The following is a 16,674-nucleotide window of genomic DNA, read 5'->3' on the forward strand; positions in this document are numbered from 1 at the left end:
GCCGGGTAGGGCACCTGGCTTTGCACGATGCGCCGTATCGCGTCATCGATCTCGGCCACGCCACTGGAGACCACGAAGCTCACCGACTCCACCGAGCCGTCGCTTCGAATGGCCACCGTCACGAGGGGATCGGTGTGCGGCCGCTTCGCCGCTTCGCGGACCATGTCGATGGTCATGTTGAGCTGGATCTTGCGGGCGAAGGCTTCCGCGTACAGGATGAGTTCGGCGTTGGGGTCGGTGCGCCCGAACAGCCGGCCTCGTCGCGCGGTGCTCAAGGAGTAGGGCAGCGTGCCGGGCGGGCGCGCTGCCGCCGCCGCGGCTTCACGCTGGGCGGCTTCTTCATCCAGCTGGCGTCCTATCGCCCGGCGCGCCGCTTCGCGTCGTGCCGTGTGCTCTTGTTCGGCCTGTGCGCGCGCGGCCTCTTGCCGGGCCACGGCCTGCCGAGCGGCCTCCTGGCGTTCGGCCTCCTGGCGCGAGGCCTCCTGGCGCGCGGCCTCGCGGCGTGCCGCTTCCCGACGAGCGGCCTCCTGCAGCGCAGCTTCCTGCCGGGCCGCTTCTTGCCGTGTGGCTTCCTGACGTGCAACCTCCTGCTGGGCTGCCTCCTGCCGGGCCGCCTCTTGCCGCACGGCCTCTTGCTGGATCGCCGCCTGCCGTGCGGCCGCTTGCCGGGCTACCGCCTGCCGTACGGCCTCCTGGCGCTCGGTCTCCAGTCGAGCGGCCTCGCCGCGCGCCGCTTCCCGACGTGCAGCCTCCTGCAGCGCAGCCTCTAGCCGCGCGGCTTCCTGCCGGGCCGCCGCCTGCCGCGCAGCCTCCTGGCGTTCGGTCTCCAGTCGAGCCGCCTCGATCAGCGCCGCCGCCGCCTGCTCGGTCTGTCGTTGGGCCTCCCGCTCCGCATGATCAACAGGGGCAGGGTCGGCGGCTGGTTCTCGAACTTCCTGGGTGATTCGCGCCTGCGCTTCAGGAGCGGCGGCGCGAGGCGTCGGCAGCACGGGCTCCGGGCGCGAGGCGCTTGGCGCCGCTGCGATAGCGGGCATCGGCAGCGGTGGCGCGGGGGGCACGACCAAGGTGGGCTCGTCGGTTCGCTCCGTGGCGATCAGCGCCGGCTCGGCGATCCGTGCGGGCACCGCGTCACCGGGCGCCTCGGCGCGCAAAGGTGTTGTCGCTTCGGGCGCTCGCTGCAGGGGCGGCGCCGCAGACGGCGTTGGCGCAAGGGCCGGCTCACCGGCGCCGGGGGGCTCGATGGCTGCCTGCGGCAGCGGCTCCGCGACCGGCGCGATCGCTGGCTCTGCAGTGGTGGGCCGCATCGGCACGATCAGCACGCGCAACTCGGGCACCTCGGCCCGTCGATCTCGCCAGGGGAAGCCGAAGCCCGGAAGCCCAGGTCTATCGCCATCGAAGACCAGGCTCAGCAGCAGCGCGTGAATCAGCAGCGAGAGCAGCAGCGCAAAGGCCAGCCGCTTGCGTTCCGAGCCCGTGCGATGGCGCAGCCGCCGGGTGCGGCCTGCCGCCAGCGGCGATGGTGCCCTTGTCGGCTCCCGGTCAGGCCCTTGCGCAGGCACCTCGGATCCCTTTGTGAACCGCATTCGCCGCTACGCCAGCAACGAGCGCAGGCCCTCGAAGATCAGCTTGCAGGAGATCAGGAACAGCGTGCCCTGGATCAGGCGAAAAAACCAGCGGTCGGCCAGGCGCTTGGTGAGCCAGGCGCCGAGCACGGTGCCGATCAGCGCCGCGGGCACCAGCAGCGCGGCGGTGCTCAGGTCGGCCATCGAATACGGCCGCAGCTGCATGTAGGGCGGCAGCTTGGCCAGGTTGATCACCGCGAACAGGATTGTCGAGGTGCCGGCGAACACCGCCTTGCTCAGGCCCTGCGGCAGCACATAGATCTGGTACGGCGGCGAGCCGGCATGCGAGACGAAGCTGGTGAAGCCCGACAGCGCGCCCCAGAACAAGCCCTTGGGCACCGAACCGGGCCGCACCTCCCGCAGATGCGGCTGCGGGCCGAACCAGACGTTCAGGCAGAAGCCCACGCCGAGCAGGCCGACCATCAGGCCCACCATGCGGTCGGACAGGTAGGCCGCCAGGCACCAGCCGATGAAGATGCCGACCAGCGCGCCGGGGATCAGGATCTTCAGGTTGCGCGCACTGAAATCACGCCGGTAGAGCCAGATGCCGACGACATCGCTGACGATGTAGATCGGCAGCAGCAGCGCCGCAGCCTTCACCGGCGAGATCAGCAGCGACAGGATAGGCACCGCCAGGATGCCGGTGGACGGCAGGCCGCCCTTGGACAGACCCACGAGCAGGGCGGCCAGGCTGGCGATGAACAGGAACTGGGGGTCGGGCATGCGCTGTCGGGGTTGGGGTCCGGATCGGGGCGAGCGCCGAGCCTACAAGAAGAACGCCCTCCCCTCGCCGCTCGGCGCGCGATCACCCCAGATCCCGCCGCTGCGCGCGGGGTCACCCCAGATCCGGCCGCGAGGACAGGATCAGCGACAAGTCATCCCGCGTCTCGCGCAGCTGCACCAGCGTGGCCTGGTGCGCCGCCAGCGGGTCCCTGTTCAGCAAGGCCGTGAGGATGGCCTTGTGCCGTGGCAGCGACAAGGCATGCGTGTTCGGCAGCTGGCTGCTGAGCTTGATCGATTCGCGCAGCGCCAGCGACAGCATGGTGCCGATGTAGGCCAGCAGGTCGTTGTTCGTGGCCTCGGCGATGCTGCGGTGGAACGCAAGATCGGGCTCCAGCAATTCGTCGGCGGTGGTCGCCGCTTCCATGCGGGTAAAGGCCTCGGCCACGTGCTGCAGCGCTTCGTCGCTGGCCACCTTGGCCGCCAGCGCGGCCGCGGCCGGCTCGAAGATGCGGCGCACCGTCAGCAGCGTCTCGACGAATTCACCCTGCGGCTTGGCCTGGATCAGCCAGTACAGCACGTCGGGGTCCAGCAGATGCCATTCGTTGCGCGGCCGCACCGTGGCGCCGGCGCGCTGGCGCGACAGCACCAGGCCCTTGGCCACCAGCACGCGCACCGCTTCGCGCAGCACCGGGCGGCTGACGTCGTAGTCGGCCAGCAGCGTGGCCTCGGACGGCAGGCGGTCACCGGTGCGGAACTCACCGGCCAGGATGCGCATGCCCAGATCGCGCACGATGCGCGCATGCATGCTCTTGCGCTCGGGCGGCTGGCGGTAGTCGCGGTGGCCTTGCGTGGGCATCAGGCCTTGTTCCGGTTGTAGACGTCGACGCACACCGCCGCCAGCAGCACCAGGCCCTTGATGACCTGCTGGTAGTCGATGCCGATGCCGAGGATGGACATGCCGTTGTTCATCACCCCCATCACCAGCGCGCCGATCACCGCGCCCAGCACCTTGCCGACACCGCCCGAGGCCGAGGCGCCGCCGATGAAGCAGGCCGCGATGACGTCCAGCTCGAAGCCGGTGCCGGCCTTGGGCGTGGCGGTGTTCAGCCGCGCGGCGAACACCAGGCCGGCCACTGCCGCCAGCACGCCCATGTTGACGAAGGTGTAGAAGCTCAGCCACTGGGTCTTGATGCCGGACAGCCGCGCCGCTTTTTCGTTGCCGCCTAACGCATAAATGCGCCGGCCCAAGGTGGTACGGCGGGTCACGAAATCGTAGAACAGCATCAGCAGCGCCATCACCACCAGCACGTTGGGCAGGCCCTTGTACGAGGCCAGCAGCGCGCAGAAGCCGAGGATCAGCGCGACGAAAACCAGGTTCTTGCCGAGGAAGAACGGCAAGGGCTCGTCCTCGATGCCGTGCTGGGCCTGCTGCACCCGCTCACGCCACTTGGTCCACAACAGCAGCGCGGCGACAACACCACCGAGCAGCAGCGAGGTGAGGCGAAGCCGCTCACCGTGCAACCAGTCCGGGATGAAGCCCGAGCTCAGCAGCTGGAAGACGTGGGGGAACGGCCCGACCGACTGGCCCTGCAGCAAGGCCAGGCTCAGGCCCTTGAACACCAGCATGCCGGCCAGCGTGACGATGAAGGACGGGATGCTGAAGAACGCGACGAAGAAGCCCTGCGCCGCGCCGATGGCCGCGCCGGCGGCCAGGCAGATCAGCGTGGCCGGCACGAAATGCATCTCGAACTGCACCATCAGCACCGCGGCCAGTGCGCCGACGAAGCCGACCACCGAGCCCACCGACAGATCGATGTGCCCGGCCACGATGACCAGCAGCATGCCCAGCGCCATGATCACGATGTAGCTGTTCTGCAGCACCAGGTTCGTCAGGTTCAACGGCTCCATCAGCGTGCCGTCGGTCAGGTACTGGAACAGGCCCATGATCACGACCAGCGAGATCAGCATGCCGTAGTCGCGCAGGTTGCTCTTCAGGTAGCCCGCATAAGAGGTCGTGGTGGCCATTCAGGGGCTTTCCGCGCTGGCGTTGTCAGCACTCGCGTTGTTGTTGGATGAAACGATGGCCCGCATGATCTTTTCCTGCGAGGCCTCGGCGGCCGACAGTTCGGCGACGAAGCGGCCTTCGTTCATCACATAGAGGCGATCGCACATGCCCAGCAACTCGGGCATCTCCGAGGAGATCATCACGATGCACAGGCCTTGCGCGGCCAGCTCGGCCATCAGCGTGTAGATCTCGAACTTCGCGCCGACATCGATGCCGCGTGTCGGCTCGTCGAGGATCAGCACGCGCGGCTTGGCGAACAGCCATTTGGCCAGCACCACCTTCTGCTGGTTGCCGCCCGACAGGTTGACCACCGGCTGCGACACGCCGGCGCAGCGGATGCCCAGGCGCCGCCGGTAGTCGCTGGCCACCGCGACCTCGCGGCCTTCGTCGATCACCCCCGCGCTGGACACGCCGGCCAGGTGCGCCAGGCTGATGTTGTGCGCGATGCCGTTGTCCAGCACCAGGCCCAGGCCCTTGCGGTCTTCGGTGACATAGGCCAGGCCCAGCGCAATCGCCTTGCTGATGCTGCTGCAGTCCACGCGCCGGCCCTGCAGCCAGACCTCGCCGCTGATGCCCTGGCCATAGGCCTGGCCGAACACGCTCATCGCCAGCTCGGTGCGGCCGGCGCCCATCAGCCCGGCGATGCCGACGATCTCACCTTGCCGCGCCTGTAGGTTGACGCCCTTGATCTGCAGCCGGTCGCGGTGCAGCGCATGGTGCACGCGCCAGTCCTTCAGCTCGAACATCACCGGGCCGAGCTGGGGCGTGCGGCGCGGGTAGCGGTCGGCCATCTCGCGGCCGACCATGTGGCGGATCACCAGGTCTTCGCTGACCGGGCCGGCCCGGCAGTCCAGCGTGGTCACCGTGGCGCCGTCGCGCAGCACGGTGATGGCATCGGCCACCTTGGCCACTTCATTGAGCTTGTGCGAGATCAGGATGCAGGCAATGCCCTGCGCTTTCAGCTCCAGCAGCAGGGCCAGCAGCGCGTCGCTGTCGGTCTCGTTGAGGCTGGCGGTCGGCTCGTCCAGGATCAGCAGCTTCACCTGCTTGGCCAGCGCCTTGGCAATCTCCACCAGCTGCTGCTGGCCGACGCCCAGGTCGGTGATCAGCGTGCGCGGCGAGGCATTCAGCCCCACCTTGCGCAGCAATACCTGCGTCTGCGCGAAGGCCGCGAACCAGTCGATCACGCCGAAGCGCGCGCGTTCGTTGCCGAGGAAGATGTTCTCGGCGATCGACAGCAGCGGCACCAGCGCCAGCTCCTGGTGGATGATGATGATGCCGGCGTGTTCACTGTCGCGGATGCCGCGGAAGTGGCGCTCCTGCCCGTCGAAATGGATCTGCCCGCTGTAGCTGCCATGCGGGTAGACGCCGCTCAGCACCTTCATCAGCGTCGACTTGCCGGCGCCGTTTTCGCCGACCACCGCATGGATCTCGCCGGCGCGCACCACCAGGTTCACATCGTCCAGCGCATTGACACCGGGGAAGGACTTGGTGATGCCGCGCATCTCCAGCAGGCTGTGCACCACCGCGCCCCCGCTCACTTCAGCTGGGATTCTTTGTAGTAGCCGCTGCCGACGAGAACCTCTTTCCAGTTGCCGGAGTCCACGCTGACCGGCTTCAGCAGGTAGGACGGCACGACCTTGACGCCGTTGTTGTAGGTCTTGGTGTCGTTGATCTCCGGCGCCTTGCCGGAGAGCATCGCGTCGATCATGTTGACGGTGACCTTGGCCAGTTCACGCGTGTCCTTGAACACCGTCGAGCTCTGCTCGCCGCGCAGCATCGACTTGATCGACGGCACCTCGGCGTCCTGCCCGCTGACCACCGGCATCGGCTGCTTCGGCGTGCCGTAGCCCACGCCCTTGAGCGAGGACAGGATGCCGATCGACAGCCCGTCATACGGCGACAACACCGCGTCGACGCGGGCATTGCCGTAGTAGGCGCTGAGGAGGTTGTCCATGCGCGCCTGCGCCACCGCACCGTCCCAGCGCAGCGTGCCGACCTTCTGCATGCCCATCTGCTTGCTGCGCACCACCAGCTTGCCGCTGTCGATGTAGGGCTTCAGCACCGACATCGCGCCGTCGTAGAAGAAGAAGGCGTTGTTGTCGTCCGGCGAGCCGCCGAAGAGTTCGATGTTGAACGGGCCCTTGCCCTGCTTGAGGCCCAGCTTGTCGACGATGGACGTGGCCTGCAGCACGCCGACCTGGAAGTTGTCGAAGGTGGCGTAGTAGTCGACGTTCTTCGAGCCCTTGATCAGCCGGTCGTAGGCGATGACCTTGATGCCGCTGTCGGCCGCCTTCTGCAGCGCGTTGGACAGCGTGGTGCCGTCGATCGCCGCGATCACCAGCACCTTGACCTTCTTGGTGATCATGTTCTCGATCTGCGCCAGCTGGTTCGGGATGTCGTCCTCGGCGTACTGCAGGTCGGCCTTGTAGCCCTTGTCCTTCAGGCTCTTGACCATGCTGTCGCCGTCGGAGATCCAGCGTGCCGACGACTTGGTCGGCATCGAGACACCGACGCTGCCCTTGTCCTGCGCCTGGGCCGGGCCGGCGAGCGTGAGGCTGAGTGCCGCCGCGGCGAGGCCGAAGCGAATGAAGTGCTGACGTTGCATGGTGGTGTCTCCGGAAGTGCGCGGCTGCGGGGGAATCTTGATTCGCGCTGAGCAGCGATCATAAAGTATGCTTTTATTTTCAGACTCCCCGGTACAAACCCTATTTCTATCGGAAGCCATGGCTTTTAGTATGACTAAATCAGCCACAACGGAACTTCAATGTCTTTGCTTGCCCCTTCTTTGGCCCGTTATCCCAGCCTGCGGGGTCGGGGGGTCCTGATCACCGGCGGGGCCACCGGCATCGGGGCCACGCTGGTCGAGCAGTTCGCGGCGCAAGGGGCCCGCGTCGGTTTCATCGACATCGATGCCGCGGCCGGCGCGGCCTGGGCCGACACGCTGGCCGCCACCGCCGAAGTGCCGCCGCTGTTCGTCGCCGCCGACCTGACCGACATCGCCGCGCTGGACGCCGCGGTGAACCGCGTGCGCGACCACGTCGGCCCGATCACCGTGCTGCTGAACAACGCCGCCAACGACAAGCGTCACAGCATCGAGACCACCACCGCCGAGAGCTGGGATGCCGGCATCGCGGTGAACCTGAAGCACCAGTTCTTCGCCGCCAAGGCGGTGTGCCCGGACATGCGCGCGGCCGGCGGCGGCAGCATCGTCAACTTCGGCTCGATCAGCTGGAAGTTGAAGCAAGGCGGCATGCCAGCCTACACCACGTCGAAGGCCGCGGTGCAGGGGCTCACGCGCAGCCTGGCGCGCGACTTCGGGCCGTTCAACATCCGTGTCAACACCCTCGTGCCGGGCTGGGTGATGACCGACAAGCAGCTGCGCCTGTGGGTCGACGAGGCCAGCCGCGAAGAGATCGCCCGCGGCCAGTGCATCAACCAGCCCTTGCTGGCCACGCACATCGCCAGCATGGCGCTGTTCCTGGCCGCCGACGACAGCGCGATGTGCACCGCGCAGGACTTCGTCGTCGACGGCGGGTGGACTTGAGCACGGCACCGTGGTGAACGAAGCGACGGCATCGCCTGGCATCACCCGCCGGGACTTCGGCACGCTGCCCGACGGCCGCGCGGTGACCGAGTACACGCTGGACAACGGCGCGGGCCTGCGCCTGTCGGCGATCAACCTGGGTGGCATCGTCACAGCAATCCTTTGCCCTGATCGCGACGGTCGCAGCGCCAACGTCGTGCTGGGCTTGCCGACGCTGGACGACTACGTGGCGCGCAACCCGCACTTCGGCACCATCGTCGGCCGGCATGCCAACCGCATCGCCGGCGGCCGGCTGGTGATCGACGGGGTGGCTCACCCCTTGAGCCTCAACGATGGACCCAACGCCCTGCACGGCGGCCCCGGCGGTTTCGGCACGCGCTTCTGGCCCATCACGCCGCTGCCGGCGGCGCGCGACGGCAGCCTCGCGCTGCAGCTGAACTACCGCAGTGCCGACGGCGAAGAAGGCTACCCCGGCCAGCTGGACGTGCGCGTGCGCTACACGCTGACCACCGACAACTGCTGGCGCATCGACTACCAGGCCAGCACCGATCGCACGACGGTAATCAACCTCACCCACCACGACTACTTCAACCTCGCCGGCGGCGGCAGCGTGCTGGACCATCGGCTCACGCTGGCCGCCAGCCGATTCGCCGCTGTCGATGCCACGCTGATCCCCGAGGCGCTGGCCGATGTCGCCGGCACGCCCTTCGACTTCCGCGAGTCCACCCGCATCGGCGCGCGCCTGCGCGATGCGCACCCGCAGATCGTGCGTGCGCGCGGCTACGACCACCACTGGGTGCTGGACCGCGCCGATGACCATGCCATGGCCTTCGCCGCGCGCCTGGTCGACCCCGGCTCGGGCCGCGTGCTCGAGATCGAGACCACCGAGCCCGGCCTGCAGTTCTATTCCGGCAATTTCCTCGATGGCAGCCTGGTCGGCTCCGGCGGCCAGGTCTACCGGCAGGGCGACGGGCTGTGCCTGGAAACCCAGCACCCGCCCAACGCACCCCACATGGCCGACAGAGCCCATTGGCCCGATGTCCCGAGCACCCTGCTGCGGCCCGGTGACATGTTCCGCAGCAGCACCGTCCACCGCTTCGGCCTGCTGCCGCGGCGCTAGGTTTTCCCCACCCACCGAGGTTTGCGCGGCCCAGGCTGGCCGACGGATCCCGGGCGCTCGCTCACCCTTGAAGGAGATAGCACATGCACAGTCAAAGAAGAACCGTTCTCGCCGCGATGCTGGCCGCCGGCCTGCCGATCCCGGCCGCTTTTGCGCAGGGCAAGATCACGCTGGGCTTCGCCCAGGTCGGCGCCGAGAGTGAATGGCGCACCGCGAACACCGAATCCATCAAGTCATCGGCCAAGGACGCCGGCATCGAGTTGAAGTTCTCCGATGCGCAGCAGAAGCAGGAAAACCAGATCAAGGCCATCCGCTCGTTCATTGCGCAGAAGGTCGACGTGATCGCCTTCTCGCCGGTGGTGCAGTCCGGCTGGGGCACGGTGCTGCGCGAGGCCAAGGCGGCGAAGATCCCGGTGATCCTGTCGGACCGCGCGGTCGACGAGAAGGACGACAGCCTGTGGGTCAGCTTCATGGGCTCGGACTTCGTCGAAGAAGGCCGCCGCGCCGGGCGCTGGCTGGTCGACAAGATGAAGGGCGGCACCGGCACGGTCAACATCGTCGAGCTGCAGGGCACCGTGGGCTCGGCACCGGCGATCGACCGCAAGAAGGGCTTCGAGGAAGTCATCAAGGCCGACCCGCGCTTCAAGATCATCCGCTCGCAGACCGGCGACTTCACCCGCGCCAAGGGCAAGGAGGTGATGGAAGCCTTCCTGAAGGCCGAGGGCAAGAAGATCAATGTGCTCTACGCGCACAACGACGACATGGCGATCGGCGCGATCCAGGCCATCGAAGAAGCGGGGCTGAAGCCGGCCAAGGACATCATCATCATCTCGATCGACGCCGTGAAGGGCGCCTTCGAGGCGATGATCGCCGGCAAGCTCAATGTCAGCGTCGAGTGCAGCCCGTTGCTCGGGCCGCAGCTGATGCAGGCGGTGAAGGACCTGAAGGCCGGCAAGACCTTGCCCAAGCGCATCGTCACCGAAGAGGGCGTGTTCCCGATGGAAGTGGCGGCCAAAGAATTCCCCAAGCGGAAATACTGATCCAGGATTGATCGCAGGGTGAGTTCAGAAGTCGTCCTCGAAGCGCGGGCCTTGAGCCGCGCGTTCACCGGTGTGCTCGCCTTGCAGCAGGTGGATTTCCGCCTGTTCGCCGGCGAGATCCACGCACTGATGGGGCAGAACGGCGCCGGCAAGTCGACGCTGATCAAGCTGCTGACGGGGGTCTACGCGCCCGACAGCGGCGAGCTCTGCCTGCAGGGCCGCGTCGTGCAGCCGGCCACGCCGGCGGCGGCGCAGCAGCTGGGCATCAGCACGGTGTACCAGGAGGTGAACCTGTGCCCCAACCTGTCGGTGGCCGAGAACATCTTCGCCGGCCGCTACCCCCGAAAAGGCGCGGCCGGCCTGTGGCGCATCGACTGGCAGCGCATGCAGGCCGACGCGCGCGCGCTGCTGGCCCGGCTGCACCTGGACATCGACGTCACGCGGCTGTTGTCCAGCTATTCGGTCGCTGTGCAGCAGATGGTCGCGATCGCCCGCGCGTTGAGCGTGAAGGCGCGGGTGCTGATCCTCGACGAGCCGACCTCCAGCCTCGATGAAGAAGAAGTGCAGCGCCTGTTCGAGGTGATGCGCCGGCTGCGCGACGAGGGCATGGCGATCCTCTTCGTCACGCATTTCCTCCAGCAGATGTACGCGGTGTGCGACCGCATCACCGTGCTGCGCAACGGCGAGCGGGTCGGCGAGTACCTGAAGGCCGAGCTGCCGCCGCAGGCGCTGATCCGCGCGATGGTCGGGCGTGAACTGGGCGAGGCGGTGGGCAAGGCGGGCGCACGTGATGCGGCAGGCACGGTGCCCGAGGACGCACCACCCTTGCTGCAGGCCACCGGGCTGGGCCGACGCGGCCAGCTGCGGCCGCTGGACCTGACGCTGCGCCGCGGCGAGGTGGTGGGGGTCGGCGGCTTGCTGGGCTCGGGCCGCACCGAACTCGCGCGCCTGCTGTTCGGCCTGGACCGCGCCGACAGCGGCGAGCTGCGGCTGGCCGGCGTGCCGCTGCGCCTGACCAGCCCCGCCCAGGCCATCCGCCACGGCCTGGCGCTGTGCCCGGAAGAGCGCAAGGTCGAAGGCATCGTCGGCGAACTCTCGGTGCGCGAGAACCTGGTGCTGGCACTGCAGGCCCGCCAGGGCGTCTGGCGCGCGCTGAGCCGCACGCAGCAGGATGAGATCGCCACGCGCTTCATTCAGCTGCTGGGCATCAAGACGGCGGACAGCGAAACACCTATCGCGCGCCTGTCCGGCGGCAACCAGCAGAAGGCCGTGCTCGGCCGCTGGCTGGCCACCGAACCCACGCTGCTGATACTCGACGAACCGACCCGCGGCATCGACGTCGCAGCCAAGCAGGACATCATGAACCGCATCCTCGACCTGGCGCGCGGCGGGCTGGCCGTGCTGTTCATCTCGTCGGAGATGGACGAGGTGGTGCGCGTGTCCGACCGCATCGTCGTGCTGCGCGACCGCAGCAAGGTCGGCGAGTTGCCGGGCGACAGCAGCGAACACGCCGTCTATCAGCTCATTGCAGCGGGGTCCTGATGAGCCTGTCCCGCATCGTTTCGCACCGCTTGTTCTGGCCGGCCTGCACGCTGCTGCTGCTGCTGGCCGTCAATGCCGGTTTCAACCCCGGCTTCTGGCAGCTGCAGTGGCGTGACGGCCATCTCTACGGCAGCGTGATCGACATCCTGAATCGCGCGGCGCCGCTGGCCGTGGTGGCATTGGGCATGACGCTGGTGATCGCCACGCGCGGCATCGACATCTCGGTCGGCGCGGTGGTGGCAATTGCCGCGGCCACCGCGGCGCTGCTGATCGGCGGCGACCTGGTCGTCAAGGACGGCGTGCAGACCTACGTCAGCCGTGTGCCGATGGGCCTGGCGATCGTTGCCGCGCTGGGCGCCGCGGCGCTGTGCGGGCTGTGGAACGGCCTGCTGGTGGCGCGCGTGGGCATGCAGCCCATCATCGCCACGCTGATCCTGATGGTGGCCGGCCGCGGCGTGGCGCAGCTGCTCACCGGCGGGCAGATCATCACCGTCTACTACGCGCCCTACTTCTTCCTCGGCAACGGCTTCCTGCTGGGCCTGCCCTTCGCGGTGTTCATCGCGGCCGCCGTGTGGGCCGCGCTGCATCTGCTGTGCACCCGCACGGCGCTGGGCCTGTTCATCCAGGCCATCGGCATCAACCCGGCGGCATCGCGCCTGGCCGGGCTGCCGGAGCGGCTGATCACCGTCTGCGTCTATGTCTTCTGCGGTGTCGCCGCCGGTGTCGCCGGCTTGCTGATCAGCTCCAACGTCAAGAGCGCCGACGGCAACAACGCCGGCATGCTGATGGAGCTGGATGCCATCCTCGCGGTAACGCTGGGCGGCACGCTGCTCACCGGCGGCCGCTTCAGCCTGGCCGGCAGCGTGCTGGGCGCGCTGATCATCCAGACCCTGACATCGACGATCTATTCGATCGGCGTGCCGCCCGAGATCAACCTGGTGGTCAAGGCCGCGGTGGTGTTCGTCGTGATGCTGCTGCAGTCGGCCGAGTTCCGCGCCGCGCTGCGCGGCTGGGTGCAGCGCAAGCCTCTGCCTGCAGCTGCCGTCGAGTCGGCACCCCGTGTCTCCAAGGAGCTGCCGCGATGATCGCTGCCGGAACCAGCGCCCCGATCGGCCCCGCCCGCAGCATCGATGCCCGCTACGTGCCGGTGCTCGGCGCCATCGCGGTGTTCGCGCTCGCCGCCGGCTATGGCTCCTTCGCCTACGGCGGCTTCTTTTCGCCGCAGGTCTTTCTGAACCTGTTGATCGACAACGCCTTCCTGCTGATCATCGGTGTCGGCATGAGCTTCGTGATCCTCTCCGGCGGCATCGATCTGTCGGTGGGCTCGGTGATCGCGCTGACGACGATGGTCTCGGCCGCGCTGGTCGAGCGCTGGCACTGGAACGCCGCGTCGGCCATTCCCGTGGTGCTGGCCATCGGCACGGCCTTTGGCGCGCTGATGGGCTGGCTGATCCAGCGCTTCCGGCTGCAGCCCTTCATCGTCACGCTGGCCGGCATGTTCCTGGCGCGTGGGCTGTGTTACCTGATCAGCATCGATTCGATCAGCATCACCGACGCCGGCTACACCGAGATTGCGCAGGCGCGCATTCCGCTGTTCGGTGAAACAGCATCGCTGACCGTCGGCGCGCTGCTGGCGCTGGCCGTGCTGGGCCTGGGCATCTTCCTGGCCCATGGCACGGCGTTCGGCCGCACCGTTTACGCGATAGGCGGCAGCGAAGCCTCGGCGGTGCTGATGGGCCTGCCGGTGGCGCGCACCACCGTGCTCGTCTACACCTTCAGCGGTTTCTGCTCGGCGCTGGCCGGCGTGGTGTTCACCTTCTATATGCTGTCGGGCTACGGCCTGCATGCGGTGGGGCTGGAGCTGGACGCCATCGCCGCGGTGGTGATCGGCGGCACGCTGCTGTCGGGCGGCGTGGGCTATGTCGTCGGTACGCTGTTCGGCGTGCTGATCCTGGGCGTGATCCAGACGCTGATCAGTTTTGACGGCACGCTCAGTTCCTGGTGGACACGCATCGTGATTGGCGGTCTACTCTTCGTCTCCTGCCTGCTGCAGCGCCTGTTCGAGGCGAAACGACGATGAGCGCATCCTCCGCCGTGTCCGGCGCGGTTTCCGGCGTAGTTTCGTGTGTTTGGCCGGCCAATGCCGTGCTGGGCGAAGGCACGCGCTGGTCGGTGCGCGAACAGGCGCTGTACTGGGTCGACATCCTGGACCGCCATTTGCACCGCTACCGCCCGGCCGACGGCGCACGCAGCAGCTGGACTTTCGGCGAGGAGATCTCGGCCGTCGCCGAATGCCATGGCAGCCCCGACCTGCTGGTGACGCTGCGGCGCGGTTTTGCGCTGTTCGACCCGGCGCGGCCCGAAGTCGCGCCGCGCCTGCTGCACCAGCCGCCGGAAGAACCCGCCGGCAACCGCTTCAACGACGGCAACTGCGACGCGCGCGGCCGCTTTTGGGGTGGCACCATGGACTTCAATTGCGTCGAACCCACCGGCGCGCTGTACGCCTACAGCGCCGACGGCGCCTGCGTGCGGCACAACCTGCGCTTCGTGGTCACCAACGGCCCGGCCTGGTCGGCCGACGGCCGCACGATCTATGTCAACGACACCGCCAAGGGCTGCATCCGCTGCTGGGATTTCGACCCCGACTCCGGCGCGATGAGCCGCCCGCGCCTGTGGCTGCGCTTCGCCGCCGGCGACGGCCTGCCCGACGGCCTGACACGCGACGCCGCCGGCAACCTGTGGATCGCCCACTGGGGCGGCGCCTGCGTCAGCTGCCACGACCCGGTGAGTGCCGCCGAACTGGCGCGCATCACGCTGCCGACCCGCCACATCACCAACTGCGCCTTCGGCGGGCCCGACCTGCGTACTTTGTACGTCAGCAGTGCCCGCTTCGGCCTGACGCCCGAGCAGCTGCAAGCCGAGCCGCTGGCCGGCGGGCTGTTTGCGGTGGCGATGGACGTGCCGGGGGTGGAGGCCCAGCGCTTCGGCGGGTGACCGATTCGTTCGCATGCCGCGTCGGTCGATCGCCGACTCTGCGCGGCTTGCACTATCCTCGCGCCATGGACCGACCCAAACCGTTTTCGATGATCCGCGAGTTCCACCTCGCCGACTGGATCACGCTGGCCAATGCCTTCTGCGGCGTCGGCGCGCTGTTTTCGGTGATGACCTACCTGCAGACGCGCGAGGTGCTGCACATCTACTTCGCCTGCGGCCTGATTCCGCTGGCACTGGTGTTCGACGTGCTGGACGGCCGCATCGCGCGCTGGCGCCAGCGCAGCTCGGCGATGGGGCGTGAGCTGGATTCGCTGGCCGACATCATCTCCTTCGGCGTGGCGCCGGCGGCCATTGCCTATGGCTGCGGCATGCAGGGCCTGTACGACCGCATCGTGCTGGTGTTCTTCGTCGCCTGCGGCGTGTCGCGGTTGGCGCGCTACAACGTCACCGCCGAAAAGCTCAGCGAGGGCGGCGACAAGGTCAAGTACTTCGAAGGCACGCCCATCCCGACCTCGCTGCTGCTGGTGATGGTGCTGGCAGTGGCCGCGATGCAGGGCGCCCTGGGCGAGCAGCTGTGGTTCGGCTCGACCAGGATCGCCGGCTTCACGCTGCACCCGCTGGTGCTGATCTTTGCCGTGTCGGGCTCGCTGATGATCAGCCGCATCCGGATTCCGAAGATCTGAACCGGGTGGCACGAAGCCCTTCCCGATCGCCCGGATCAGACAATAATTGTCGAGTATATTTGACATATTCCTGTTGATCCTGCTGAGGCGATCCACCATGAATCTGCGCGAACTTGGCCTGCTGGTGCACGAGCGGCGCGATGCCTTGGGCCTTTCGCAGGAGCGGCTGGCGAAGATGGCCGGGCTGTCCCGAGCCACCATCAATCAGCTCGAAACAGGCGCGCTGGTCGACCTCGGCGTCGCCAAGCTGGCCACCCTGATGGATCTGGTAGGCCTGCAATTCGAGGCCGGCAGGCGTGGCCGCCCACGCCGCGCCCTGCTGATGGCCAGCCGCACGGCCAGCGTCAGCTACAAGGCGGCGCTCGATGCGGGCCAGTTGGCCAGGGCCATGACATCCGGTGATCTGCCTGCGGCCCTGATGCCCCAGGTGGCGACGCTCCTGGACGAAGCGCCGATGCCGCTGATCGTGTCTGCCGTCGAAGAGGCGGCCGAGCGGGGCCAGGTACCGCCGAAGCGCATCTGGCAGAACCTCGTGCGGTGGGCGCACGAGCTGCATTCGCCGCGCCCGGTCTGGGCCTGATGTCTGCTGCCGCCGCGCGAGCATGACAGGCCGGCCTCGCCGCTTGCCGGGCGGCCCCTGGCGCGAATTGCTCGGGCACGCATTTCGCCTGCTGGATGAAGTCAGTGCACATGGCGTACACGAACCGTTCTGGACGCTGGGTGGCGGGACGGTGCTGATGCTTCGCCACCAACATCGCCGAAGCAAAGACATCGACATTTTCGTTCCCGACCCGCAATTTTTGATGAGGCCGCCGCTCGTGCGGTGCAGTTTCTCGAATCCCTGCCGCCTCACGGCAGTTGAACAGGCTGCGACATTTGACGGCTCAATCCGCGTTCGTCACCACCTCGATGCGGTGCCCGTCCAGGTCCAGGAACATCGCGCCGAAGTAGGTGGCGCTGATGTCCGGCCGCTCACGTGGCGTGAACAGGTCTTGTGCCGTCGCGGCCAGCGCCGCCTGGTGCACGGCAGCGACCTCGGCGCGTGACGCCGCGCCGAAGGCCAGGTGCAGGCCGCGGGCCGTCACCGGTTCACCGTCCGGCACCGGGTACAGAAAGAAGCACCAGCGCTCGGGCGTGCCGAACGCGGCTTCGGCGCCGGTGTCGCGCAGCAGGCTGAAGCCCAAGGGGGCCAGCGCGCGCTGGTAGAACGCCACGGCCTGCGCATAGCGCGCGGTGCCGAGCGAGACGTGATCGATCATGGTCTGTTCCTTCTTCACAGCAGCCAGCGGGCCACCTGGTCTTGCGTGAGGTTGCTGCCGCACAGCACGGTGGCCAGGC

The 16,674-nt window shown here is 67.9% G+C and carries 16 protein-coding genes and 1 pseudogene; 10 read left to right on the forward strand and 7 right to left on the reverse strand.

Features of this window, described 5'->3' with window-relative positions:
• The 6 genes from VLK61_RS04440 to chvE form a co-directional block, all read right to left on the reverse strand.
• The coding region (locus tag VLK61_RS04440; protein ID WP_325418703.1) for a TonB C-terminal domain-containing protein at positions 1–1,559 on the reverse strand (1,559 nt) is incomplete at its 3' end.
• 30 nt (positions 1,560–1,589) lie between these two features.
• Complete coding sequence (locus VLK61_RS04445; protein ID WP_325418705.1) at positions 1,590–2,345, reverse strand: sulfite exporter TauE/SafE family protein; 756 nt, start codon at positions 2,343–2,345, stop codon at positions 1,590–1,592.
• A 112-nt stretch (positions 2,346–2,457) separates the two neighbouring features.
• Positions 2,458–3,201 (reverse strand): FadR/GntR family transcriptional regulator, encoded by a 744-nt coding sequence (locus tag VLK61_RS04450; RefSeq protein ID WP_325418707.1) that lies wholly within the window; start codon positions 3,199–3,201, stop codon positions 2,458–2,460.
• Positions 3,201–4,370, reverse strand: a complete 1,170-nt coding sequence (gene mmsB / locus VLK61_RS04455; RefSeq protein ID WP_325418709.1) for a multiple monosaccharide ABC transporter permease — start codon at positions 4,368–4,370, stop codon at positions 3,201–3,203. Before mmsB ends, VLK61_RS04450 begins: the two co-directional genes overlap by 1 nt.
• A complete protein-coding gene (mmsA, locus tag VLK61_RS04460) occupies positions 4,371–5,915 on the reverse strand; it encodes a multiple monosaccharide ABC transporter ATP-binding protein (RefSeq protein ID WP_325418729.1) in 1,545 nt (514 codons plus the stop codon). It abuts the gene before it with no gap.
• Between the two features lie 32 nt (positions 5,916–5,947).
• Positions 5,948–7,018 carry a multiple monosaccharide ABC transporter substrate-binding protein gene (chvE, locus tag VLK61_RS04465; protein ID WP_325418711.1) on the reverse strand — a complete coding sequence of 357 codons (1,071 nt, stop codon included), beginning with the start codon at positions 7,016–7,018 and terminating at the stop codon, positions 5,948–5,950.
• A gap of 159 nt (positions 7,019–7,177) precedes the next feature.
• Here chvE and VLK61_RS04470 point away from each other — a divergent pair, with 159 nt between their 5' ends.
• The 10 genes and pseudogenes from VLK61_RS04470 to VLK61_RS04515 form a co-directional block, all read left to right on the forward strand.
• The gene (locus tag VLK61_RS04470; protein WP_325418712.1) at positions 7,178–7,957 is read left to right on the forward strand and encodes an SDR family NAD(P)-dependent oxidoreductase; all 780 of its coding nucleotides are present in this window, start codon (positions 7,178–7,180) and stop codon (positions 7,955–7,957) included.
• 13 nt (positions 7,958–7,970) lie between these two features.
• Positions 7,971–9,077 carry an aldose epimerase family protein gene (locus VLK61_RS04475; RefSeq protein WP_325418714.1) on the forward strand — a complete coding sequence of 369 codons (1,107 nt, stop codon included), beginning with the start codon at positions 7,971–7,973 and terminating at the stop codon, positions 9,075–9,077.
• Between the two features lie 83 nt (positions 9,078–9,160).
• Complete coding sequence (locus tag VLK61_RS04480) at positions 9,161–10,117, forward strand: ABC transporter substrate-binding protein (protein ID WP_325418716.1); 957 nt, start codon at positions 9,161–9,163, stop codon at positions 10,115–10,117.
• Positions 10,118–10,135: 18 nt separating this feature from the next.
• On the forward strand, positions 10,136–11,659 hold the full coding sequence (locus VLK61_RS04485; protein WP_325418718.1) for a sugar ABC transporter ATP-binding protein: 1,524 nt from the start codon (positions 10,136–10,138) through the stop codon (positions 11,657–11,659).
• Entirely contained in the window at positions 11,659–12,744 is a 1,086-nt protein-coding gene (locus VLK61_RS04490; RefSeq protein WP_325418719.1) for an ABC transporter permease, read from the forward strand. The genes VLK61_RS04485 and VLK61_RS04490 overlap by 1 nt, the downstream gene beginning before the upstream one ends.
• Positions 12,741–13,739, forward strand: a complete 999-nt coding sequence (yjfF, locus tag VLK61_RS04495) for a galactofuranose ABC transporter, permease protein YjfF (RefSeq protein ID WP_325418721.1) — start codon at positions 12,741–12,743, stop codon at positions 13,737–13,739. The genes VLK61_RS04490 and yjfF overlap by 4 nt, the downstream gene beginning before the upstream one ends.
• Positions 13,736–14,653, forward strand: a complete 918-nt coding sequence (locus VLK61_RS04500; protein ID WP_325418723.1) for an SMP-30/gluconolactonase/LRE family protein — start codon at positions 13,736–13,738, stop codon at positions 14,651–14,653. Before yjfF ends, VLK61_RS04500 begins: the two co-directional genes overlap by 4 nt.
• A gap of 65 nt (positions 14,654–14,718) precedes the next feature.
• Complete coding sequence (pssA, locus tag VLK61_RS04505; protein WP_325418725.1) at positions 14,719–15,336, forward strand: CDP-diacylglycerol--serine O-phosphatidyltransferase; 618 nt, start codon at positions 14,719–14,721, stop codon at positions 15,334–15,336.
• 97 nt (positions 15,337–15,433) lie between these two features.
• On the forward strand, positions 15,434–15,916 hold the full coding sequence (locus VLK61_RS04510) for a helix-turn-helix transcriptional regulator (protein ID WP_325418727.1): 483 nt from the start codon (positions 15,434–15,436) through the stop codon (positions 15,914–15,916).
• Positions 15,917–15,938: 22 nt separating this feature from the next.
• Positions 15,939–16,118: pseudogene (locus VLK61_RS04515) on the forward strand (nucleotidyl transferase AbiEii/AbiGii toxin family protein); the annotation flags it as partial.
• Positions 16,119–16,220: 102 nt separating this feature from the next.
• Here VLK61_RS04515 and VLK61_RS04520 read toward each other — a convergent pair.
• Positions 16,221–16,595: a VOC family protein gene (locus VLK61_RS04520; RefSeq protein WP_325418728.1), complete on the reverse strand. Its 375-nt coding sequence runs from the start codon at positions 16,593–16,595 to the stop codon at positions 16,221–16,223.
• Positions 16,596–16,674 lie beyond the last annotated feature (79 nt).

It is taken from the genome of Aquabacterium sp., from assembly GCF_035476535.1.
Taxonomy (GTDB): domain Bacteria; phylum Pseudomonadota; class Gammaproteobacteria; order Burkholderiales; family Burkholderiaceae_C; genus Pseudaquabacterium.